Consider the following 20,345-nt stretch of genomic DNA (forward strand, 5'->3'; position numbering starts at 1 on the left):
GGTAATCCGTACCGCTCGCTCGCTCCGAGAGGCCTGGTGGCAGACGGTTTGAAACCCACACCCTTCGACTACTGCGCCCCGCGCTCCGTCCCCGAGGCGCTCGCCCTGCTCGCTGCCGAGGACCGCGAACCCAAGGTGGTCGCCGGCGGCCAGTCGCTGATCCCGATGCTGAGCATGCGGCTCGCCCGCCCCGGCCTCCTCGTCGACATCACGCGCATCCCCGGCCTCGGCGAACTCTCCGTCGACGCGTCGGGCGCGCTGCGCGTCGGCGCCGCCGTCCGCCAGCGCGACGCGGCCGCCGACCCCCGCGTCCGAGAGGGCTGGCCGCTGCTCGCCGCCGCGATCGGCCACATCGGGCACCCGCAGATCCGCGCCCGCGGCACCGTCTGCGGCAGCCTCGTGCACCACGACCCGGCCGCCGAACTCCCCACGGCCGCGGTGGCGCTTGACGCCCGCTTCGTCGTCGCGGGGCCGGCGGGGGAGCGCACGGTCCCCGCCGAGGAGTTCTTCGTCGCCACCTTCCAGACCGCGGTCGAGCCCGACGAACTCCTCACCGAGGTCGTGTTCCCGCCCCGCGAAGGCGGCTGGGCCTTCGAGGAACTCACCCGCAGACACGGAGACTTCGCCACCGTCGGCGTCGCCGTCCTCCTGGAGCGCACGGGCTCGACCGTGGCGGCCGCCCGCGTCGTCCTCTGCGGCGTCGGCCCCACCCCGGTCCGGCTGCCCGCCGCCGAAGCGGCCCTGACCGGCACCGACGCGGGCCCGGCCGCCCGCGGGGCCGCCCTCGCGCACCTCGACCCGTCCGACGACGTCCACGCCACGGCCGCGTACCGCCGCGAGGCCGCCGCCCACCTCCTCGTCCGCGCCTGCACGACAGCTTGGGAGCGCACTCGATGACCACGACGCCGAGCCCCGCCACCGTACGGACGCCGCCGCTCGCCGAACCCTCCGGCTGGCACGAGATCCGGCTCACCGTGAACGGCGATTCCGTCACCGCGCAGGTCGAATCCCGGCTGCTGCTCAGCGACTTCCTGCGCGACCGGCTCCGGCTCACCGGCACCCACGTCGGCTGCGAGCACGGGGTCTGCGGCGCCTGCACCGTCCTCGTCGACGGCACGCCCGTCCGCTCCTGCCTCACGCTCGCCGTGCAGTGCGAGGGCGCCGAGCTGCGCACCGTCGAGGGGCTCGCGCCCGATGACGCGCCGCTCACCCCCGTGCAGGAGGCCTTCCACGCCTGCCACGGCATGCAGTGCGGCTTCTGCACCCCGGGCTTCCTCATGACCGCGACCGCTCTGACCGAACAGGACGAGCGGCCGGGCGCCACCGAGGTCGCCGACGCCCTCAGCGGCCACCTCTGCCGCTGCACCGGCTACCGGGGCATCCGCCGCGCGCTCGGCCGCGCCCTCGACGAGACGTACGGACCGGTACCGGCCGCCGACGCGCGGCGAGGGGAGTGACCCGCATGCCCACCACCTGGATCGGCCGCCCCGTCCCCCGCGTCGAGGACGACCGCCTGCTGCGCGGCAACGGCCGCTACGTCGACGACATCGACCTGCCCGGCGCCGCCGAGGCCGCCGTCCTGCGCAGCCCGCACGCCCACGCCCGCATCGGGTCCGTCGACGTCACCGCCGCGCTCGAAGCCCCGGGCGTCGTCGCCGTCTGGACCGGCGCCGACGTCGCCCACCTCGCGCCGCTCCTGAACAAGGAGGAGCTGCGCACCCCGCCCCGCCTCGCCGAACTCCTCGACCCGCGCGTCGCCACGACCCCGATGCCGCTGCTCGCCACCGACAAGGTGCTGTACGTCGGCCAGTCCGTCGCCGTCGTCTTCGCGGACAGCCGCTACCTCGCCGAGGACGCCCTCGAACTCGTCGACGTCCGCTACGCGCCGCTGCCCGTCCTCGTCGACCCCGACCGCGCCCTCGACGACGACGCCCCGCTGCTGCACGAGGACCTGCCGGACAACACGGCGGTGGCCGTCGCGGCCCAAGTGGGCGACCCCGACGCCGCGTTCGCCGCCGCGCACACCGTCGTCGGCGAGGAGTTCCAGGCGCACCGCTACGTCGCCTCGCCCATCGAGACCCGCGCCGTCGCCGCCCGCGTCGACCCCTACAGCGGCGAGCTCACCGTCTGGTCCAACACCCAGACGCCGCACCGCGTCCGCGAGTCCATCGCGCACACCCTCGGCCTCGACGCCGAATCCGTCCGCGTCATCGCCACCGACGTCGGCGGCGGCTTCGGCCAGAAGGGCATCCTCTACGTAGAGGAGATGCTGATCCCTTGCGCGGCGGCCGAGTTGGGCCGCCCGGTCGTCTGGCGCGAGGACCGGGGCGAGAACCTCACCGCCGCCTCGCACGCCCGCGAGCAGCTCCACCGCATCGAACTCGCCGCCGACGCCGACGGAAGGCTCCTGGCCGTCCGCGACCGCATCACCGTCAACTTCGGCGCGTACAACATGACCGGCCTGGTCGTCCCGTACAACTCGCTGTGCCACCTCCTCGGCCCCTACCGGATCCCGAACGTCGACATCGACGTCATCGGCGTCCTCACCAACACCGCCTTCGCCACGCCGTACCGGGGTGCGGGACGCCCCGAGACGGTCTTCGCGATGGAACGGGCGATGGACCGCCTGGCCGCGCAACTAGACCTGGAACCTGCCGAGTTGAGGGCACGCAACCTCATCGGACCCGACGACATGCCGTACGCGACCGGCCTCGTCGACCGCTCCGGAAACCCCCAGTCCTACGACTCCGGGGACTTCCCCGAACTGCTGCGCCGGGCCCGCGCCAAGGTCCACCGGCCCACGGAGAAGCGCGACGGCAAGCACATCGGCGTCGGCTACGCCATGTACATCGAGGCGACCGGGCTCGGCCCCTTCGAGACGGCCCGCATCGACATCGCGCCCAGCGGCCGCGTCAAGCTCGCCATCGGCGCGCCTTCGCAGGGGCAGGGTCATCGCACGTCCATGGCGCAGATCGCCGCCGACGCGCTCGGTGTGCCGCTCGACGTCATCGACGTGGTCGGCGGCGACACCTCCGCGACCCCCTTCGGCGTCGGCACCATCGCGAGCCGCGCCCTCGTCAACGCGGGCAACGCGACCCACCGGGCCGGCAGGCTCGTACGCGAGAAGGCCCTCGACGCCGCGGCCCGCCGACTCGGCGTGCCCGCGGCCGAACTCACCCTCACCGACGGTGTGTTCACCACGAACAAGCCCGATGGTCCCACCCTCACCCTCGCCGAACTCGCGGGCCGCGCCCCGCTCCCCGGCACCCCCGAACCCACCGACGGCCGGCACGGCACCGAACTCAGCGAGACCGTCCACTTCCGCCCTCCCGGCTTCGCGGTCGCCAGCGGGGCGCACGCCGCGGTCATCGAAGTCGACGAACACACGGGTGAGTTGGAGATCCTCCAGTACGTCGTCGTGCACGACGCCGGTGTCATCGTCAATCCGCTGATCGCCGAGGGGCAGGTCACCGGAGGTGTCGCCCAGGGCATCGGCGGCGCCCTCTACGAGGAGCTGATCTACGGCCCCGACGGCCAGCCCCGCACCGGCACCTACATGGACTACCTCGTCCCCACCTCGTCCGAGATCCCCGACCTCGACATGGACGAGATCCACTCGCCGAGCCCCATGAACGACCTCGGAGTGAAGGGCCTCGGCGAGGGCGGCGCCATCGCCCCGCAGGCCGTCCTCGCGAACGCCGTCGAGGACGCGCTGCGCCCCTTCGGTGTCGTCGTCCGCCGCGGCCCGCTCTCGCCCAGCCGCATCCGCGACCTGCTGCGCGACGCGCCGACCACCCACTGACGATCGGAAGAAGGCCCCGCCCATGCAACTCGACCACACCTTCACCGTGCCGGCCGCGCCGGACGACGCCTGGAAGCTCTTCCACGACCTCGGGCGCGTCGCCCCCTGCATGCCGGGCGCGGTCCTCGACACCCTTGAAGCGGACACCTTCACCGGACGCGTGAAGGTCAAGGTCGGCGCGGTGCAGATGAGTTACCGGGGCGAGGGCTCCGTGACCCGCGACGAGGCCGCCCGCAGCATGCGGCTCGACCTCAGCGGCAGCGAGACCCGCGGCGCGGGCACGGCCGCCGCGACCGTCACCGCGGAACTCGCCGCCGACCCGGCGGGCACCCGCGTCCGCGTCCGCACCGACCTCGACATCACGGGGCGCCCGGCCCAGTTCGGCCGGGGCATCATGGCCGAGGTCGGCGACCGGATCGTCGGCCAGTTCGCCGAGCGGCTCGCGGAATTGATGTCGGGCCCACAGGCCGAGTCCGCCCCTGCGGCGGCGCCCGCCGAGCCGGAGGCCGTCGACCTCGGCGCCGCCGCCCTGCCCGTACTCCTGAAGAAGGCCGCGGTTCCCGCCGCCGCCGCGCTCGCGGCGGCGATACTGGTCGCGGTGATCGGCAGGCGCCGCCGCGGATCGCTTCAGGGGTAGAATTTTCAGGGGCGTACGATTTCGCGTCCGCCCGTGGGAAGCGCGCGAGGGGACGGGGATGGCCGAGCGGAAGGCGAAGCGGCACGACGCCGTGACACAGATCGTGGCGGACTGGGCGCGCGAGCGGCCCGAGCTCGACACAGGACCGCTGGAGGTGCTGGCCCGCCTGCACCGCTCGTTCCTGCGCTACAACACCAAGCTCAACGCGTCGATCGAGCGGCACGGCCTGTCGGTCGCCGGGTTCGACGTCCTGACCGCGCTGCGCCGCGCGGGCAAGCCCTACCGGCTCACCGCCGGTCAGCTCGCCGACTCCGGGCTCGTCTCGTCCGCCGGGGTCACCCTGCGCATGGACCGCCTGGAGAAGGACGGCCTGATAGTGCGCGAGCGGGACGCCGACGACCGCCGCGTCGTCTACTCCCGCCTCACCGACCTCGGCCTCGCCACGGTCGACGAGGTCTTCACCGACCACCTCGCCAACGAGGAACGCATGCTCGCCGGCATCTCCCCGGCCGAACGCCGCCAACTGGCCCGCCTCCTGGGCAAGTTGGAACACTCCATCCTGGACGCGGACGACCCGAACGCCGACAAATCAAGCCCCTCCGGCGATTGAGGAGCGGGGCCCGGGGCAGCGCCCCGAGTCCGCAACCCCGGTTCGGGTAATCCAAGCCCCTGCGGCGATTGAGCAGCGGGGTCCGGGGCAGCGCCCCGAGACGTCAACCCCGCTACAGGTGACAGGCGAAAGGGGCGGCTCCCCCCGTGGGAGCCGCCCCTTCGTCACACCGGGTGAGCCCTACTTCTTGTCGAGCAGATCCTGCACCCGGGAACGAACGTCATCCGTGTCCAGCCCACGAATCGTCAGCGTCGTCCGCCGCCGCAACACGTCGTCCTGCGTCTCCGCCCACTCGTGATCACGCGCGTACACGACCTGCGCCCAGATCTCCGGCGCGTCCGGGTGCACCCGCTCGGCCAGCTCCGGGTTCTCGTTGGCCAGCCGCGCGATGTCGAAGGACAGCGAACCGTAGTGCGTCGCCAGGTGCTTGGCGGTGTCGGCCCCCATCCGCGGACCGGGCGCCGGGCTGTCGACGAGGAGGCGGTGCGCGACGGCGCGCGGGTTGGCGACACCCGGCAGCGGCAGCTTCTTCGGCAGCGAGTCGATCGGCTCGTAGTCGTCGCCGAGCGGGTGGCCGGGCAGCGACTCCAGCTTCTTCATGACCGTGCGGCCGATGTGCCGGAACGTCGTCCACTTGCCGCCCGAGACGGACAGCATGCCGCCCCTGCCCTCGTTGACGACCGTCTCGCGCTTGGCCTTCGAGGTGTCGCCGGGGCCGCCCGGCAGCACGCGCAGACCGGCGAAGGAGTACGTCATCAGCTCCCGCTTGAGCTGCTGGTCACGCACCGAGAACGCGGCCTCGTCCAGGATCTGGTCGATGTCCTTCTCGGTGACCGAGACGTCCGCGGGGTCACCCTCGTACTCCTCGTCGGTCGTGCCGAGCAGCAGCATGTCCTCCCAGGGGAGGGCGAAGGTGATGCGGTACTTGTCGATCGGGGTCGCGAGCGCGGCCTTCCACGGCGAGGTCCGCTTCATGACCAGGTGCGCGCCCTTGGAGAGGCGGATGGACGGCGCCGAGTTCGGGTCCTCCATCTTGCGCAGGTGGTCGACCCACGGACCCGTCGCGTTCAGCACCAGGCGGGCGTTGACCCCGAACTCCTCACCGTCCATACGGTCCTTGAGCTCGGCGCCCGTGACCCGGCCGTTGGTGAACCGAAGGCCCGTGACCTCGGAGTGGTTGAGGACCACGGCGCCCGCGTCCACAGCCGCACGCACGGTCATCAGCGCCATCCGCGCGTCGTTCATCTGGTCGTCGCCGTACACGGCGACGGCCTTCAGGTTGTCCGTACGGAGCTCGGGCACATCGCGCTGCGCCTTGTCCGGCGACAACAGGTGCCCGACGCCGTCACCGAACGCGGACAGCGCGCTGTACGCGAAGACACCCGCGCCCAGCTTGGCCGCGCCGTGCGGGCCGCCCTTGTAGACGGGCAGGTAGAAGGTGAGCGGGTTGGCGAGGTGCGGGGCCACATTGCGGGACACCGCACGCCGCTCGAAGTGGTTCTCCGCGACCAGCTTCACCGCACCGGTCTGAAGGTAGCGCAGACCGCCGTGGAGCAGCTTGGAAGACGCGGAGGACGTGGCGCCGGCGAAGTCGCCGGCGTCGACCAGGGCCACCCTGAGACCGGACTGCGCCGCGTGCCAGGCAGTGGAGATGCCCAGGATGCCGCCGCCGATGACCAGGAGGTCGTACGTCGCCTTGGAAAGCTGCTCGCGGGTCTCGGCGCGGCTCGGGTTGGAACCGGCGACCGGGTGCGTTCCGAGGGCAGGCACGGTCTTCAGGGTGGACTGGGTACTCATGGTGGGGTGTTACTCCTCGACAGAGCTGTCTTCGAGCCAGCCCATGGACCGCTCCACGGCCTTGAGCCAGCTCTTGTACTCACGGTCGCGGGTGTCCGCGTCCATGCGGGGGGTCCACTCGGCGGCCCGGCGCCAGTTGGCACGCAGCTCGTCGGTGTTGGACCAGAAACCGACGGCGAGGCCGGCGGCGTAAGCGGCGCCGAGGCAGGTCGTCTCGGCGACCATCGGGCGCACCACCGGCGCGTCCAGGAAGTCCGAGAGGGTCTGCATCAGCAGGTTGTTGGAGGTCATGCCGCCGTCGACCTTGAGCGCGGTCAGCTCGACGCCGGAGTCCTTCGTCATGGCGTCGGTGATCTCGCGGGTCTGCCAGGCGGTGGCCTCGAGCACGGCGCGCGCGAGGTGCGCCTTGGTGACGTAGCGGGTCAGACCCGCGATGACACCGCGCGCGTCCGAGCGCCAGTACGGGGCGAACAGGCCGGAGAAGGCGGGCACGAAGTACGCGCCGCCGTTGTCCTCGACCGAGGACGCGAGCGTCTCGATCTCGGCGGCCGACTTGATCAGACCCATCTGGTCGCGCATCCACTGCACCAGGGAGCCCGTGACGGCGATCGAGCCCTCGAGCGCATAGACCGGCTTCTGGTCGCCGATCTGGTAGCCGACCGTGGTCAGCAGGCCGGAGTACGAGTTGATGGCCTTGTCCGCGGTGTTCATCAGCATGAACGTGCCGGTGCCGTACGTGGACTTGGCCTCGCCCTCGGCGAAACAGGTCTGGCCGAACAGGGCCGCCTGCTGGTCGCCGAGCGCCGAGGCGACCGGGATGCCGCCGAGCAGGTCGCCCAGCTTGCCGCCGGTGACCTCGCCGTAGACCTCGGCGGAGGAGTGGATCTCCGGCAGCATCGACATCGGGACGCCGATGGAGGAGCAGATGCGCTCGTCCCACTGCATCTCGTGCAGGTTCATCAGCATCGTGCGGGAGGCGTTGGTGACGTCGGTGTAGTGCTTGCCGCCGTTGACACCGCCCGTCAGGTTCCAGATGACCCAGGTGTCCATCGTGCCGAAGAGGATGTCGCCGCGCTCGGCGCGCTCGCGCAGGCCCTCGACGTTGTCGAGCAGCCAGCGGGCCTTCGGACCTGCGAAGTACGACGCGAGCGGCAGGCCGGTCTCGCGGCGGAAGCGGTCCTGGCCCACGTTGCGCCCGAGCTCCTTGCACAGGGCGTCGGTGCGGGTGTCCTGCCAGACGATGGCGTTGTGGACGGGCTCACCGGTGTTCTTGTCCCAGAGCAGCGTCGTCTCGCGCTGGTTGGTGATGCCGATGGCCTTGATGTCGTCGCGGGTGATGCCGGCCTTGGTGATGGCACCGGCGACGACCTCCTGGACGTTCGTCCAGATCTCGTTCGCGTCGTGCTCGACCCAGCCCGGCTTCGGGAAGATCTGCTCGTGCTCCTTCTGGTCGACGGAGACGATCCGGCCGTCCTTGTCGAACACGATGCAGCGACTGGACGTGGTGCCCTGGTCGATCGCCGCGATGAAGGGGCCTGTGGTGTGTGCGTCGGTCACGGAGTGCTCCTCGTGCGTGGTTCGTGAGTGGTCGGTCTCGGTGGCGTCGCTCAGAACAGCTTGTAGATGAAGCCGGCGAGGGCACCGCCGATGAGCGGTCCCGCCACCGGGATCCAGGCGTACGACCAGTCCGAACCACCCTTGTTGGGCAGCGGGAGCAGTGAGTGCACGATGCGCGGGCCGAGGTCACGGACCGGGTTGATGGCGTACCCCGTGGGGCCACCGAGGGAGAGGCCGATGCCGACCACGACGAGCGCGGTGATCAGGGCGCCGAGGACGCCGAGGCCGTTGCCCTCGTTGTTGAGGCCCTGGGTGAGGATCGCCAGGACGAGCACGACCGTGGCGATGATCTCCGTGAGGAGGTTCTGCCAGGCGACCCGGATCTCCGGACCGGTGGAGAAGACGCCGAGTACGGGGCCGGCCTCGGGGGCCGCCTTCGGGTCGACGAGACCCTCGTCGTCGGCAGCGGCGCCGTTGTGCGCGATCAGGACCTCACGGTCCGTGAGGTGGGCGTGGAACTGCCCGTAGTACGCGAGCCAGACCAGGGCCGCGCCGATCATGGCGCCGAAGAGCTGGGAGACCAGGTAGAGCGGTACGTCGCTCCACTTGGTGCCGCCCTCGATGGCGAGGCCGATGGTGACGGCGGGGTTCAGGTGGGCGCCGGAGACGCCGCTCGAGAGGTACGCACCGGTGAGAACCGCGAAGCCCCAGCCGAACGCGATGGCGACCCAGCCGGCGTTGAACGCCTTCGAGCGCTTGAAAGTGACGGCGGCGCACACGCCACCGCCCAGCAGAACCAAGATGGCGGTACCGATGGTCTCGCCAAGGAAGATGTCGTGGCTGGACACCCGCGACTCCTTTGTCCTTCGTCCAGGGGAAAACCCGAGTAACGAACCTCCCGGGTCCCTTTCCGGTGGTCCGAGCCCTCAGGCGAGGGTCGGGTCCGGTCTGGCCTGTTGACACTCTAACGCGTATTGCCGGTAGGTGTTCGACAATGCCGACCGATGGACGCGAGTCTCGCTCTGTGGTTCCCGGCTCGTCAAGGGATCTTTTATCGAATGCGCGATCGTTATTGATCGCCTGCGGTTATCGGCCCGTCGTTTGTGGGGCGACAGGCCGGTGGGCGTTCAACGATGGTCACTCGGATCGGTGCGTCCTGCACCTTGAGTACGGGCGCGCGGCTCAGAAGCGGCTGGCGCCCAGATCGCGGGAGACCGCGCGGGCACAGTCGCGGACGGCCGCGATCAGCTCGGGGCGCAGCCCGCCGGACCCGGCGTCGCCACCGGTCTCGGGGTCCCGGCAGACCCGCTCGACGGCGCCCGTGATGCCCACGGCGCCCACCGGCATCCGATGCCGGTCGTGGATGGGGGCGGCGACCGAGGCCACGCCCTCCCAGGTCTCCTCGATGTCCGCGGCGTACCCGCGCGCACGGGTGAGGTCGAACACCGCCTCCAGCTCGCCGGAGTCGCACACGGTGCGCGCGGTGAAGTCCTTGCGCTCGGCCTCCAGGGCCTCGCTGTGCGCCACCGGGTCGTACGCGGAGAGCACCTTGCCCAGGGCCGTGGAGTGCAGCGGCTGCATCGCGCCGACCTCCAGGACCTGCCGGCTGTCGTCGGGCCTGAAGACGTGGTGCACGATCAGCACGCCTCCCTGGTGCAGTACGCCCAGGTAGACCGCCTCGCCGCTGGAGCGGGCCAGGTCGTCCGTCCACACCAGGGCGCGCGCCCGCAGCTCGTGCACGTCCAGGTAGCTGTTGCCCAGGCGCAGCAGTTCGGCGCCCAGCTGGTAGCGGCCCGAGGCGGAGTCCTGCTCCACGAAACCCTCGGCCTGGAGGGTGCGCAGGATGCCGTGCGCCGTGCCCTTGGCGAGGCCGAGCGCGGCGGCGATGTCCGAGAGGCCGAGCCGCCGCTCGCCGCCCGCGAGCAACCGGAGCATGGCCGCGGCCCGTTCGAGCGACTGGATGTTGCGTGCCATCGCAGTCCCTTCCTCCTCGGTTTCTCGCTGACAGGTCGCTGGCTGGAGTCGCCATGCAACGTTCGGCAATGCTGAACAGTATCGGTCGTTGCCGACCTCCGGCGAGCGCGGCGTGCGCCAATATTTCCATCGGCTGCTTCCGGCCACGACACGCGCACACCATTCCGGCTTGTGGACGTCACCACGACGGGACCATGGTCCCCGTTACCCTGACCGGGTGCGCCTTCAGGGAGTGGAGCCGCAAAGCCGACAGCCGTCGCACCTCTGGGAGAACTTTCATGGCCTCGTTGCCAACGCCCGCATCCGATCCCCGCGCCCGTGTGGACGCCCTCCGAGAAGCCCTCGCCACCCGCGTCGTGGTGGCCGACGGAGCGATGGGCACCATGCTTCAGGCGCAGGACCCGACGCTCGATGACTTCCAGCAGCTCGAAGGCTGCAACGAGATCCTGAACGTGACGCGGCCGGACATCGTCCGCTCGGTCCACGAGGAGTACTTCGCCGTCGGCGTCGACTGCGTCGAGACGAACACGTTCGGCGCGAACTTCGCCGCCCTGAACGAGTACGAGATCCCCGAACGGAACTTCGAGCTCTCCGAGGCCGGCGTCCGCATCGCCCGCGAGGTCGCCGACGAGTTCACCGAGAAGACCGGGCAGCAGCGCTGGGTCCTCGGCTCGATGGGCCCCGGTACCAAGCTGCCCACCCTCGGCCACGCTCCCTACACGGTGCTGCGCGACGCCTACCAGACCAACGCCGAAGGCATGATCGCGGGCGGCGCCGACGCCCTCCTGGTGGAGACCACGCAGGACCTCCTCCAGACCAAGTCCGCGATCCTCGGCGCCCGCCGCGCCCTGGACGCCACCGGCGTGAACCTCCCGCTGATCTGCTCGGTCACCGTCGAGACCACCGGCACGATGCTGCTCGGCTCCGAGATCGGCGCCGCCCTGACGGCCCTGGAGCCGCTCGGCATCGACATGATCGGCCTGAACTGCGCCACGGGGCCCGCCGAGATGAGCGAGCACCTGCGCTATCTCGCCCGCCACTCGCGCATCCCGATCTCCTGCATGCCCAACGCGGGCCTGCCGGTCCTCGGCAAGGACGGCGCCCACTACCCGCTCACGGCGGCCGAGCTGGCCGACGCCCAGGAGACCTTCGTCCGCGAATACGGCCTCTCCCTGGTCGGCGGCTGCTGCGGCACGACCCCCGAGCACCTGCGCCAGGTCGTCGAGCGCGTCCGCGGCGCCGAGCCCACCCAGCGGACCCCGCAGCCCGAGCCGGGCGCCGCCTCGCTCTACCAGACGGTGCCGTTCCGCCAGGACACCGCGTACATGGCGATCGGCGAGCGCACCAACGCCAACGGCTCGAAGAAGTTCCGCGAGGCCATGCTGGAGGCCCGCTGGGACGACTGCGTGGAGATGGCCCGCGACCAGATCCGCGAGGGCGCGCACATGCTCGACCTGTGCGTCGACTACGTGGGCCGCGACGGCGTCGCCGACATGAAGGAGCTGGCCGGACGCTTCGCCACCGCCTCCACCCTGCCGATCGTCCTGGACTCGACCGAGGTCGACGTCATCCAGGCGGGACTGGAGAAGCTCGGCGGACGCGCCGTCATCAACTCCGTCAACTACGAGGACGGGGACGGCCCCGAGTCCCGCTTCGCGAAGGTCACCAAGCTGGCGCGGGAGCACGGCGCCGCGCTGATCGCGCTGACCATCGACGAGGAGGGCCAGGCCCGCACCCCCGAGCACAAGGTCCAGATCGCCGAGCGGCTGATCGAGGACCTGACCGGGAACTGGGGGATCCACGAGTCGGACATCCTCATCGACACCCTGACCTTCACCATCTGCACCGGTCAGGAGGAGTCCCGGGGCGACGGCGTCGCCACCATCGAGGCGATCCGTGAGCTCAAGCGCCGCCACCCGGACGTGCAGACCACGCTCGGCCTCTCCAACATCTCCTTCGGCCTCAACCCGGCCGCCCGCGTGCTGCTCAACTCGGTCTTCCTCGACGAGTGCGTCAAGGCGGGCCTGGACTCGGCGATCGTGCACGCCTCCAAGATCCTGCCGATCGCACGCTTCGACGACGAGCAGGTCAAGACGGCCCTCGACCTCATCTACGACCGTCGCGCCGAGGGCTACGACCCGCTTCAGAAGCTCATGGAGCTGTTCGAGGGCGTCTCCACCAAGTCGATGAAGGCCGGCAAGGCCGAGGAGCTCCTCGCCCTCCCGCTGGACGAGCGCCTCCAGCGGCGCATCATCGACGGCGAGAAGAACGGCCTGGAGGCCGACCTCGACGAAGCGCTTGAGACCCGGCCCGCCCTCGACATCGTCAACGACACCCTCCTGGAGGGCATGAAGGTCGTCGGCGAACTGTTCGGATCCGGCCAGATGCAGCTGCCGTTCGTGCTCCAGTCCGCCGAGGTCATGAAGAACGCGGTGGCCTACCTGGAACCGCACATGGAGAAGTCCGACTCGGAGGGCAAGGGCACCATCGTGCTCGCCACCGTGCGCGGCGACGTCCACGACATCGGCAAGAACCTCGTCGACATCATCCTGTCCAACAACGGCTACAACGTGGTCAACCTGGGCATCAAGCAGCCCGTCTCCGCGATCCTCGAAGCGGCCGAGGAGAACAAGGCCGACGTCATCGGCATGTCCGGGCTCCTGGTCAAGTCGACCGTGATCATGAAGGAGAACCTGGAGGAGCTCAACCAGCGCAAGCTGGCCGCCGACTTCCCGGTGATCCTCGGCGGCGCCGCCCTTACCCGCGCGTACGTCGAGCAGGACCTGCACGAGATCTACGAGGGCGAAGTCCGCTACGCCCGCGACGCGTTCGAGGGCCTGCGCCTGATGGACGCGCTCATCGCGGTCAAGCGCGGCGTCCCCGGCGCGACCCTGCCGGAGCTCAAGCAGCGCCGGGTCCCCAAGCGGGACGTCGTGGTCGAGGAGACGCCCGACGAGGGCCCCGTGCGCTCCGACGTCGCCGTCGACAACCCGGTCCCCGAACCGCCGTTCTGGGGCACCCGCGTCATCAAGGGCATCCAGCTCAAGGAATACGCGTCCTGGCTCGACGAGGGCGCCCTCTTCAAGGGCCAGTGGGGCCTGCGCCAGGCGCGCACCGGCGACGGTCCCTCGTACGAGGAGCTGGTGGAGTCCGAGGGCCGTCCGCGCCTTCGCGGCTGGCTCGACAAGCTGCACACGGACAACATGCTCGAAGCGGCCGTCGTGCACGGCTACTTCCCGTGCGTCTCCAAGGGCGAGGACCTGATCATCCTGGACGACGCGGGCAACGAGCGGACCCGGTTCACCTTCCCGCGCCAGCGCCGCGGCCGCCGCCTGTGTCTCGCGGACTACTTCCGCCCGGAGGAGTCCGGCGAGATCGATGTCGTCGGCCTCCAGGTCGTCACCGTCGGCTCCCGGATCGGCGAGGAGACGGCGAAGCTGTTCGCGTCCGACTCCTACCGCGACTACCTCGAACTGCACGGCCTGTCCGTGCAGTTGGCGGAGGCCCTCGCCGAGTACTGGCACGCGCGCGTGCGCTCCGAGCTGGGCTTCGCGGGCGAGGACCCGGCCGAGATGGAGGGCATGTTCGACCTGAAGTACCGGGGCGCCCGCTTCTCCCTCGGCTACGGCGCCTGCCCGAACCTGGAGGACCGCGCGAAGATCGCCGACCTCCTGGAGCCCGAGCGGATCGGCGTCCAGCTCAGCGAGGAGTTCCAGCTGCACCCCGAGCAGTCCACCGACGCGATCGTCATCCATCACCCCGAGGCGAAGTACTTCAACGCGCGGTAATTGCCACCAGTCGTACACTGGTCGGTCCAGCGCAGGCCGGTTGCCCTTGAGCTCGAAAAGGGGCAACCGGCCTCTTCGTCCCTCATGGAGGTGTACGGATGACCAGTACGGTCCCCGCACTCGGTACCCGAACGGCCGAAGGCTCCACGCTCCAGGCCGTGCTCCTCGACATGGACGGAACACTCGTCGACACCGAGGGATTCTGGTGGGACGCCGAGACGGCCGTCTTCGCCGAGCTCGGCCACACCCTCGAGGACGACTGGCGCCATGTCGTCGTCGGCGGGCCCATGACCCGCAGCGCCGGCTTCCTCATCGAAGCCACCGGCGCCGACATCACGGTGCCCGAGGTGACCGTGCTGCTCAACGACGCCTTCGAGAAGCGCATCAGCAGCTCCCTGCCGCTGATGCCGGGGGCCGCGAGACTCCTCGCCGAGCTCGCCGCGCACGACGTGCCGGCGGCGCTCGTGTCCGCCTCCCACCGGCGCATCATCGACCGCGTCCTGGACTCGCTCGGACCGGCCAACTTCCGCCTCACCGTCGCCGGTGACGAGGTCTCACGCACCAAGCCGCACCCCGACCCGTACCTCCTCGCCGCGGCGGGTCTCGGCGCCGATCCGGGGCGCTGCGCCGTCATCGAGGACACCGCGACCGGCGTCACATCGGCCGAGGCCGCGGGCTGCCAGGTCGTCGCCGTGCCGTCCGTGTCGCCGATCGAACCCGCGCCCCGGCGCACCGTCGTCCGCTCCCTGGAGCACGTCAACGTGCCTTTCCTGAAGGGACTCATGACGTCCTGAAGTCCGCGGGGTGGCTGAATCAATGCGCACGACAAGCTCGTTGAGCGTGTGACCTTTCCCACTTTCCCGGGGGTCGACAGCCCGTCGGGCACATGCTGCGCGACCGCTTCCCGTGCGGTGCGGGGTGCCCTTGTGTCCCGATTGGCCACCCCATGCGACGAACCTTCCTCCTGAGGTGTTTTCGGTGCGTCCACGCCTGATTCCACAGCGTGATGAAAGCTCCGCTCCCGCGCCCGCGAACCGTGGCGGCACGCCCATTAATGTCGTCGCGAGAACATCGCCGTACCCTCCCGTCGCCCAGGCGTCCCACCCCTTTCGCCGGGCCGGCGGGTTCAACAGCTCTGGAGAACTTCGAGCATGAACCGCAAGACTTTGGTGCTGCCGGCCATCATCGGTCTGCTGGCCCCCGTGCTCGCCGCATGCGGCGGGTCGGACAGCGGAGACGCGGGCGGCGATGCGATCAAGGTGGGCACCACGGACCGGTTCATCGCCTCCGGGAAGGTCCCCGCGCCGTTCGACCCGGCGTACGCCTACGACACCGGGTCCTGGAACGTGCTGCGCCAGACCGTGCAGACGCTCATGGCGATGCCGCGCAGCGGCAGCGGCGAGCCCGTCCCCGAGGCCGCCCAGAGCTGCATATTCTCCGACAGCGGCAGCGAGCGCTACGCCTGCAAGCTGCGCAAGGACCTCAAGTTCGCCGACGGCAAGCCGATCACCGCGGCCGACGTGAAGTACTCCATCGACCGCGTCAGGAACATCAAGAGCGACAGCGGCTCCTACGGTCTGCTCTCCTCGATCGACACCATCGAGACCCAGGGCGACCGCGAGGTCATCTTCCACCTCAAGTCCCCGGACGCCACGTTCCCGTACAAGCTGGCCACGCCCTCCGCCGGCATCGTCGACCCCGACGAGTACCCGAAGAACAAGCTGCGCAACGGCTTCAAGGTGAACGGCTCCGGCCCGTACACCCTGAAGGCCACCGTCAAGGACGACGCCGTCGTCAAGACCGTCTTCACCAAGAACCCGAACTACAAGGGTCAGTTGAAGCCGAAGAACGACAAGGTGGAGCTGGACTCCTTCACCGACGCCGACGCCATGGGCAAGGCGCTGGAGAAGGGCGACATCGACATGATGACGCGCACCATGTCCCCGGAGCAGATCAAGAAGTATTCGGACAGCGCGCCCAAGAACATCAACCTGGTCGAGATGCCCGGCATGGAGATCCGCTACCTCGGCTTCGACACCAAGGCCAGCACCGTCCGGGACAAGGCCGTCCGCCAGGCCATGGCGCAGCTCGTCGACCGCGGCGAGCTCGCCTCCCAGGTGTACGGCACCGGCGCGGAGCCGCTCTACTCGCTCGTGCCCAGCGGCATCACCGGTCACCAGAACTCGTTCTTCAACAAGTACGGCGACCCCAGCAGGACCAAGGCCGCGTCGATCCTTCAGCAGGCCGGCATCAGCACCCCGGTCAAGCTCACCCTGCACTACACGAGCGACCACTACGGGTCCGGCACGAAGAAGGAGTTCGAGCTCCTCCAGAAGCAGCTGAACTCCAGCGGCCTGTTCCACGTCGACATCAAGGGCGACGTCTGGGACACCTACCGCGACGCCCAGCTCAAGGGGAAGTACGACGTCTACGGCCTCGGCTGGTTCCCCGACTTCCCGGACGCGGACAACTTCCTCGCGCCGTTCCTCGACAAGGACAACTTCCTTTCGTCCCCGTACGCCAACAGCCGGATCCGCAGTGACCTGATCCCGGCCGAGCGCCGCGAGGCCGACCGGCTCACCGCGTCCAAGCCCATCCAGCAGATCCAGAACGTCGTCGCCGACGACGTGCCGGTCCTGCCGCTGTGGCAGGGCAAGCAGTACGTCGCGGCGCGCGACGACATCACCGGGGTGGAATGGGCGCTGTCCGCCTCCTCGGTCCTTCAGCTGTGGGAGCTGGGCCGCGGCGTCAGCGGCTGAGCCCACCCCGGGGCCGGTCCACTCGCGGCCGGCCCCAGCCCGTCCGCTCGACCGACGACAAGGCACGTACGTGAGAATGCGCAACCAGTGGCTGGTCATGCCCCTCGGCGCGGGACTCGCCGCGGCACTCCTGACCGGCTGTGGCTCTGAAGAGGGCGACTCCGCCGACGGCGGCGACGCCGTGGTCATGGGAATGTCCGACGACATCCAGGCCACCGACCCGGCATCCGGCTACGACCCCGGCTCGTGGCTGCTGTTCAACAACGTCTTCCAGTCGCTGCTCAGCTTCCCCAAGGGAGGCACCGAGCCGGAGCCGGAAGCCGCCAAGGAGTGCCACTTCAGCGACAGCGCCACCAAGGTCTACACGTGCACGCTCCGCTCCGGCCTGGAGTTCAGCAACGGACACGCGCTCACGTCGAAGGACGTCAAGTTCTCCTTCGACCGCATGATGCGGATCAACGACGAGGCCGGTCCCGCGATCATGTTCCCGATGCTGGACAAGGTCGAGACCCCGGACGCGAAGACCGTCACCTTCAAGCTGAAGTCCGCCGACGCGACCTTCCCCAGCAAGATCGCCTCGGGCGCCGGGTCGATCGTCGACCACACCGCGTACCCCGCGGACAAGCTGCGCAACGACGGCAAGGCCGTCGGCTCGGGCCCCTACAAGCTCGACTCCTTCGGCAAGAAGCAGGCCGCCTTCTCGGTCAACGCCAAGTACCGGGGCACCGCCAAGGTCAAGAACCACGGCGTCACCATGAAGTTCTTCCACGGTGACCAGGCCGGCCTGAAGAAGTCCCTGCTCGCCGGGAAGCTCGACCTCGCCTACCGCGGCCTCGCCGCCAAGGACGTCGCCGACATCCAGAAGTCCGGCAGCAAGAACATGGACGTCATCGAGGGCACGAGCGCCGAGGTCCAGCACCTCGTCTTCAACATGGACGACCCGGTCGCCGGCAAGATCGGCGTCCGCAGGGCGATGGCCTACCTCATCGACCGCGACGCCCTCATCAACGACGTGTACGACCAGACCGCCACGTCGCTGTACTCGATCATCCCGGCGGGCATCACGGGCCACAACACGGCGTTCTTCGACAAGTACGGGTCCCGCCCCTCGAAGAGCCGCGCGGCGGCCGCGCTGCGCGCCGACGGCATCAGCGCGCCGGTCAAGCTCACGCTCTGGTCCACGCCCGCGCGCTACGGCCCCGGCACCGACGCCGAGCTCAAGGCCATCGCCAAGCAGCTCAACGCGAGCGGCCTGTTCGACGCCGACGTGAAGTCCGTCGAATTCGCCCAGTACGAGCGGGACATCAAGTCCGGCAAGTACGGCGTCTACGTCAAGGGCTGGGTGCCGGACTACCCGGACCCGGACAACTTCACCCAGCCGTTCTTCGGCAAGGGCAACGTCCTCGACAACCGCTACGACAACAGCACCATCACCGGCCGGATCATCCCCGAGACCGGCGCCCAGAGCGACCGCTCCGGGACGGCCCCGCGCTACGAGCAGCTCCAGAACATCGTCGCCGACGAGCTGCCGATCCTCCCGGTCTGGCAGGCCAAGCAGTACGCCGTCGCCAAGTCCGACGTGTACGGCCTGGAGAACTGCCTCGACGCGTCGACCGTCTTCCGGTTCTGGGAGATCAGCAAGGGCTGACCGCTCGCGGACCCGCCCCGGCCGCAGCCGCGCGCCGGGGCGGGACGGCGGCCCACTGCACGCCTGGGGCGGACCAGTGGCCCTACTGGGCCAGTAGCCCTACTGGGCGCCGGGGCGGACCAGACCGCTCTCGTACGCGTAGACGGCCGCCTGCACGCGGTCGCGCAGGCCCAGCTTCGTCAGCACATGGCCGACATGCGTCTTCACCGTCGTCTCGCTCACGAACAGGTCGGCGGCGATCTCGGCGTTCGACAGGCCGCGCGCGACCAGCTTCAACACCTCCACCTCCCGCTCCGTCAGCGTGTGCAGCGTGTCCGGCACCGGCTCGTCCCCGGACGGGAGGTGGTCCGCGTACTTGTCAAGGAGACGACGGGTGATGCTCGGCGCCAGCATCGCCTCGCCGGCCGCCACCACCCGGATCGCCTGCACCAGCTCGCCCGCGGGCGCGTCCTTGAGCAGGAAGCCGCTGGCCCCCGCCTTCAACGCCTCCACCACGTACTCGTCGAGATCGAACGTGGTCAGCACCAGGACCTTCGCCGGGCCGTCCTTGCCGGGTCCCGAGATCTGCCGGGTCGCCTCCACGCCGTCCATCCGCGGCATCCGGATGTCCATCAGGACCACATCGGGCTGAAGCGCACGCACCTGGTCGAGCGCTTGCAGCCCGTCCCCGGCCTCGCCGACCACCGCGATGTCCTGCTCGGCCTCCAGGATCATGCGAAAGCCCGTACGCAGCAGCGGCTGGTCGTCGACCAGTAGGACGCGGATGGCCACGAAACTCTCCTTTGATCCTTCGATAGACCCGGCGGCCCATTCTGCCCTGCTATGCCTGCGGAAGGTCCTCCGCCCCGGCCGCGGGCGCCGGGACGATCGGCAACGGGTACGGCGGGGGAGTGCCGCCGAACTCCGGGCACACCGCCTGGTGGTCGCACCAGCCGCACAGCTTCGTGGGCCTCGGCTGCCACTCACCCGTCTCCGTCGCCTGCTGGATCGCCTCCCACAGCGCGAGCAGCTTGCGCTCCACCCGCTCCAGATCCGCGGGCACCGGGTCGTACGTGACCACGTCCCCACTGCCCAGGTACACGAGCTGAAGGCGGCGCGGCACGACCCCCTTCAGGCGCCACACCACCAGCGCGTAGAACTTCATCTGGAACAGCGCGCCCTCGGCGTACTGGGGGCGCGGCGCCTTGCCCGTCTTGTAGTCGACGATGCGCACCTCGCCCGTCGGCGCCACGTCCACCCGGTCGATGATCCCGCGCAGCTTCAGGCCCGACTCCAGCTCGGCCTGCACGAACAGCTCCCGCTCGACGGGCTCCAGGCGCGTCGGATCCTCCAGCGTGAACCAGCGCTCCACGAGGCGCTCCACATCACCGAGCCAGCGCGCCATCCGCTCGCCCGCGGCCTCCTCGCCCTCGCCCGCGTCGGCGAACAGCTCCGCCAGCTCCGGCTTCGACTCCCGCAGCCGCTCCCACTGGCCCGGGATCAGCGCAGCCGCCCGCGGGGCCGTCCGCTCGTCCGCCGGCGCGTCGAACAGCCGCTCCAGGACGGCATGGACCAGCGTGCCCCGCGTCGCCGCCTCGCTCGGCTTCTCCGGCAACTTGTCGATCACCCGGAACCTGTACAGCAGCGGGCACTGCATGAAATCGCTCGCGCGCGACGGCGAGAGCGACCTCGGCGGGGCGGCCACGGCCTGCGCGGGGGCCTGATCGGTGCTGGTCTCCATGCGTCACGACGATACGGGCCCGCACTGACAGTCAGGCACCTGCACGCGAAGCC

General features: G+C 70.1%; 15 protein-coding genes. 9 read left to right on the plus strand and 6 right to left on the minus strand.

All coding sequences use genetic code 11. The features are described 5' to 3' along the window. Window positions 1-48: 48 nt before the first annotated feature. From ACNYS0_RS32050 to ACNYS0_RS32070, 5 genes are read left to right on the plus strand one after another with little or no spacing between them, the layout of a single operon-like run. Window positions 49-897, plus strand: coding sequence for an FAD binding domain-containing protein (locus ACNYS0_RS32050; RefSeq protein WP_422478556.1), 849 nt, complete (start codon window positions 49-51; stop codon window positions 895-897). Next, window positions 894-1,457: a (2Fe-2S)-binding protein gene (locus tag ACNYS0_RS32055; RefSeq protein ID WP_422478558.1), complete on the plus strand. Its 564-nt coding sequence runs from the start codon at window positions 894-896 to the stop codon at window positions 1,455-1,457. The genes ACNYS0_RS32050 and ACNYS0_RS32055 overlap by 4 nt, the downstream gene beginning before the upstream one ends. A gap of 5 nt (window positions 1,458-1,462) precedes the next feature. Beyond that, on the plus strand, window positions 1,463-3,802 hold the full coding sequence (locus tag ACNYS0_RS32060) for a xanthine dehydrogenase family protein molybdopterin-binding subunit (RefSeq protein WP_422478560.1): 2,340 nt from the start codon (window positions 1,463-1,465) through the stop codon (window positions 3,800-3,802). 22 nt (window positions 3,803-3,824) lie between these two features. Next, window positions 3,825-4,439 carry an SRPBCC family protein gene (locus tag ACNYS0_RS32065; RefSeq protein WP_422478562.1) on the plus strand — a complete coding sequence of 205 codons (615 nt, stop codon included), beginning with the start codon at window positions 3,825-3,827 and terminating at the stop codon, window positions 4,437-4,439. 58 nt (window positions 4,440-4,497) lie between these two features. Further along, complete coding sequence (locus tag ACNYS0_RS32070) at window positions 4,498-5,049, plus strand: MarR family winged helix-turn-helix transcriptional regulator (protein WP_422478564.1); 552 nt, start codon at window positions 4,498-4,500, stop codon at window positions 5,047-5,049. A gap of 180 nt (window positions 5,050-5,229) precedes the next feature. Here ACNYS0_RS32070 and ACNYS0_RS32075 read toward each other — a convergent pair whose 3' ends face one another. The 4 genes from ACNYS0_RS32075 to ACNYS0_RS32090 form a co-directional block, all read right to left on the minus strand. Further along, the gene (locus ACNYS0_RS32075; RefSeq protein ID WP_422478566.1) at window positions 5,230-6,846 is read right to left on the minus strand and encodes a glycerol-3-phosphate dehydrogenase/oxidase; all 1,617 of its coding nucleotides are present in this window, start codon (window positions 6,844-6,846) and stop codon (window positions 5,230-5,232) included. A gap of 9 nt (window positions 6,847-6,855) precedes the next feature. Further along, window positions 6,856-8,403: a glycerol kinase GlpK gene (gene glpK / locus ACNYS0_RS32080; RefSeq protein ID WP_422478568.1), complete on the minus strand. Its 1,548-nt coding sequence runs from the start codon at window positions 8,401-8,403 to the stop codon at window positions 6,856-6,858. Window positions 8,404-8,453: 50 nt separating this feature from the next. Further along, window positions 8,454-9,251, minus strand: a complete 798-nt coding sequence (locus ACNYS0_RS32085; protein ID WP_422478570.1) for an MIP/aquaporin family protein — start codon at window positions 9,249-9,251, stop codon at window positions 8,454-8,456. A 334-nt stretch (window positions 9,252-9,585) separates the two neighbouring features. Continuing rightward, window positions 9,586-10,377 (minus strand): IclR family transcriptional regulator, encoded by a 792-nt coding sequence (locus tag ACNYS0_RS32090; protein ID WP_422406253.1) that lies wholly within the window; start codon window positions 10,375-10,377, stop codon window positions 9,586-9,588. 278 nt (window positions 10,378-10,655) lie between these two features. Between ACNYS0_RS32090 and metH the strand changes: the two genes are divergently transcribed. The 4 genes from metH to ACNYS0_RS32110 all read left to right on the plus strand — a co-directional run bounded on the left by metH (window position 10,656) and on the right by ACNYS0_RS32110 (window position 18,572). Further along, entirely contained in the window at window positions 10,656-14,165 is a 3,510-nt protein-coding gene (metH, locus tag ACNYS0_RS32095; protein ID WP_422478572.1) for a methionine synthase, read from the plus strand. 98 nt (window positions 14,166-14,263) lie between these two features. After that, window positions 14,264-14,959, plus strand: a complete 696-nt coding sequence (locus ACNYS0_RS32100; RefSeq protein WP_422478574.1) for an HAD family hydrolase — start codon at window positions 14,264-14,266, stop codon at window positions 14,957-14,959. Window positions 14,960-15,316: 357 nt separating this feature from the next. Next, a complete protein-coding gene (locus ACNYS0_RS32105) occupies window positions 15,317-16,924 on the plus strand; it encodes an ABC transporter substrate-binding protein (RefSeq protein WP_422478576.1) in 1,608 nt (535 codons plus the stop codon). Window positions 16,925-16,994: 70 nt separating this feature from the next. Further along, window positions 16,995-18,572, plus strand: coding sequence for an ABC transporter substrate-binding protein (locus ACNYS0_RS32110; RefSeq protein WP_422478578.1), 1,578 nt, complete (start codon window positions 16,995-16,997; stop codon window positions 18,570-18,572). Window positions 18,573-18,671: 99 nt separating this feature from the next. Here ACNYS0_RS32110 and ACNYS0_RS32115 read toward each other — a convergent pair whose 3' ends face one another. After that, window positions 18,672-19,343, minus strand: a complete 672-nt coding sequence (locus ACNYS0_RS32115; RefSeq protein ID WP_266721484.1) for a response regulator — start codon at window positions 19,341-19,343, stop codon at window positions 18,672-18,674. A 49-nt stretch (window positions 19,344-19,392) separates the two neighbouring features. Beyond that, a complete protein-coding gene (locus tag ACNYS0_RS32120; RefSeq protein WP_422478580.1) occupies window positions 19,393-20,292 on the minus strand; it encodes a RecB family exonuclease in 900 nt (299 codons plus the stop codon). Window positions 20,293-20,345: the final 53 nt, after the last annotated feature.

Source organism: Streptomyces anthophorae (assembly GCF_049310305.1).
Lineage (GTDB): Bacteria > Actinomycetota > Actinomycetes > Streptomycetales > Streptomycetaceae > Streptomyces.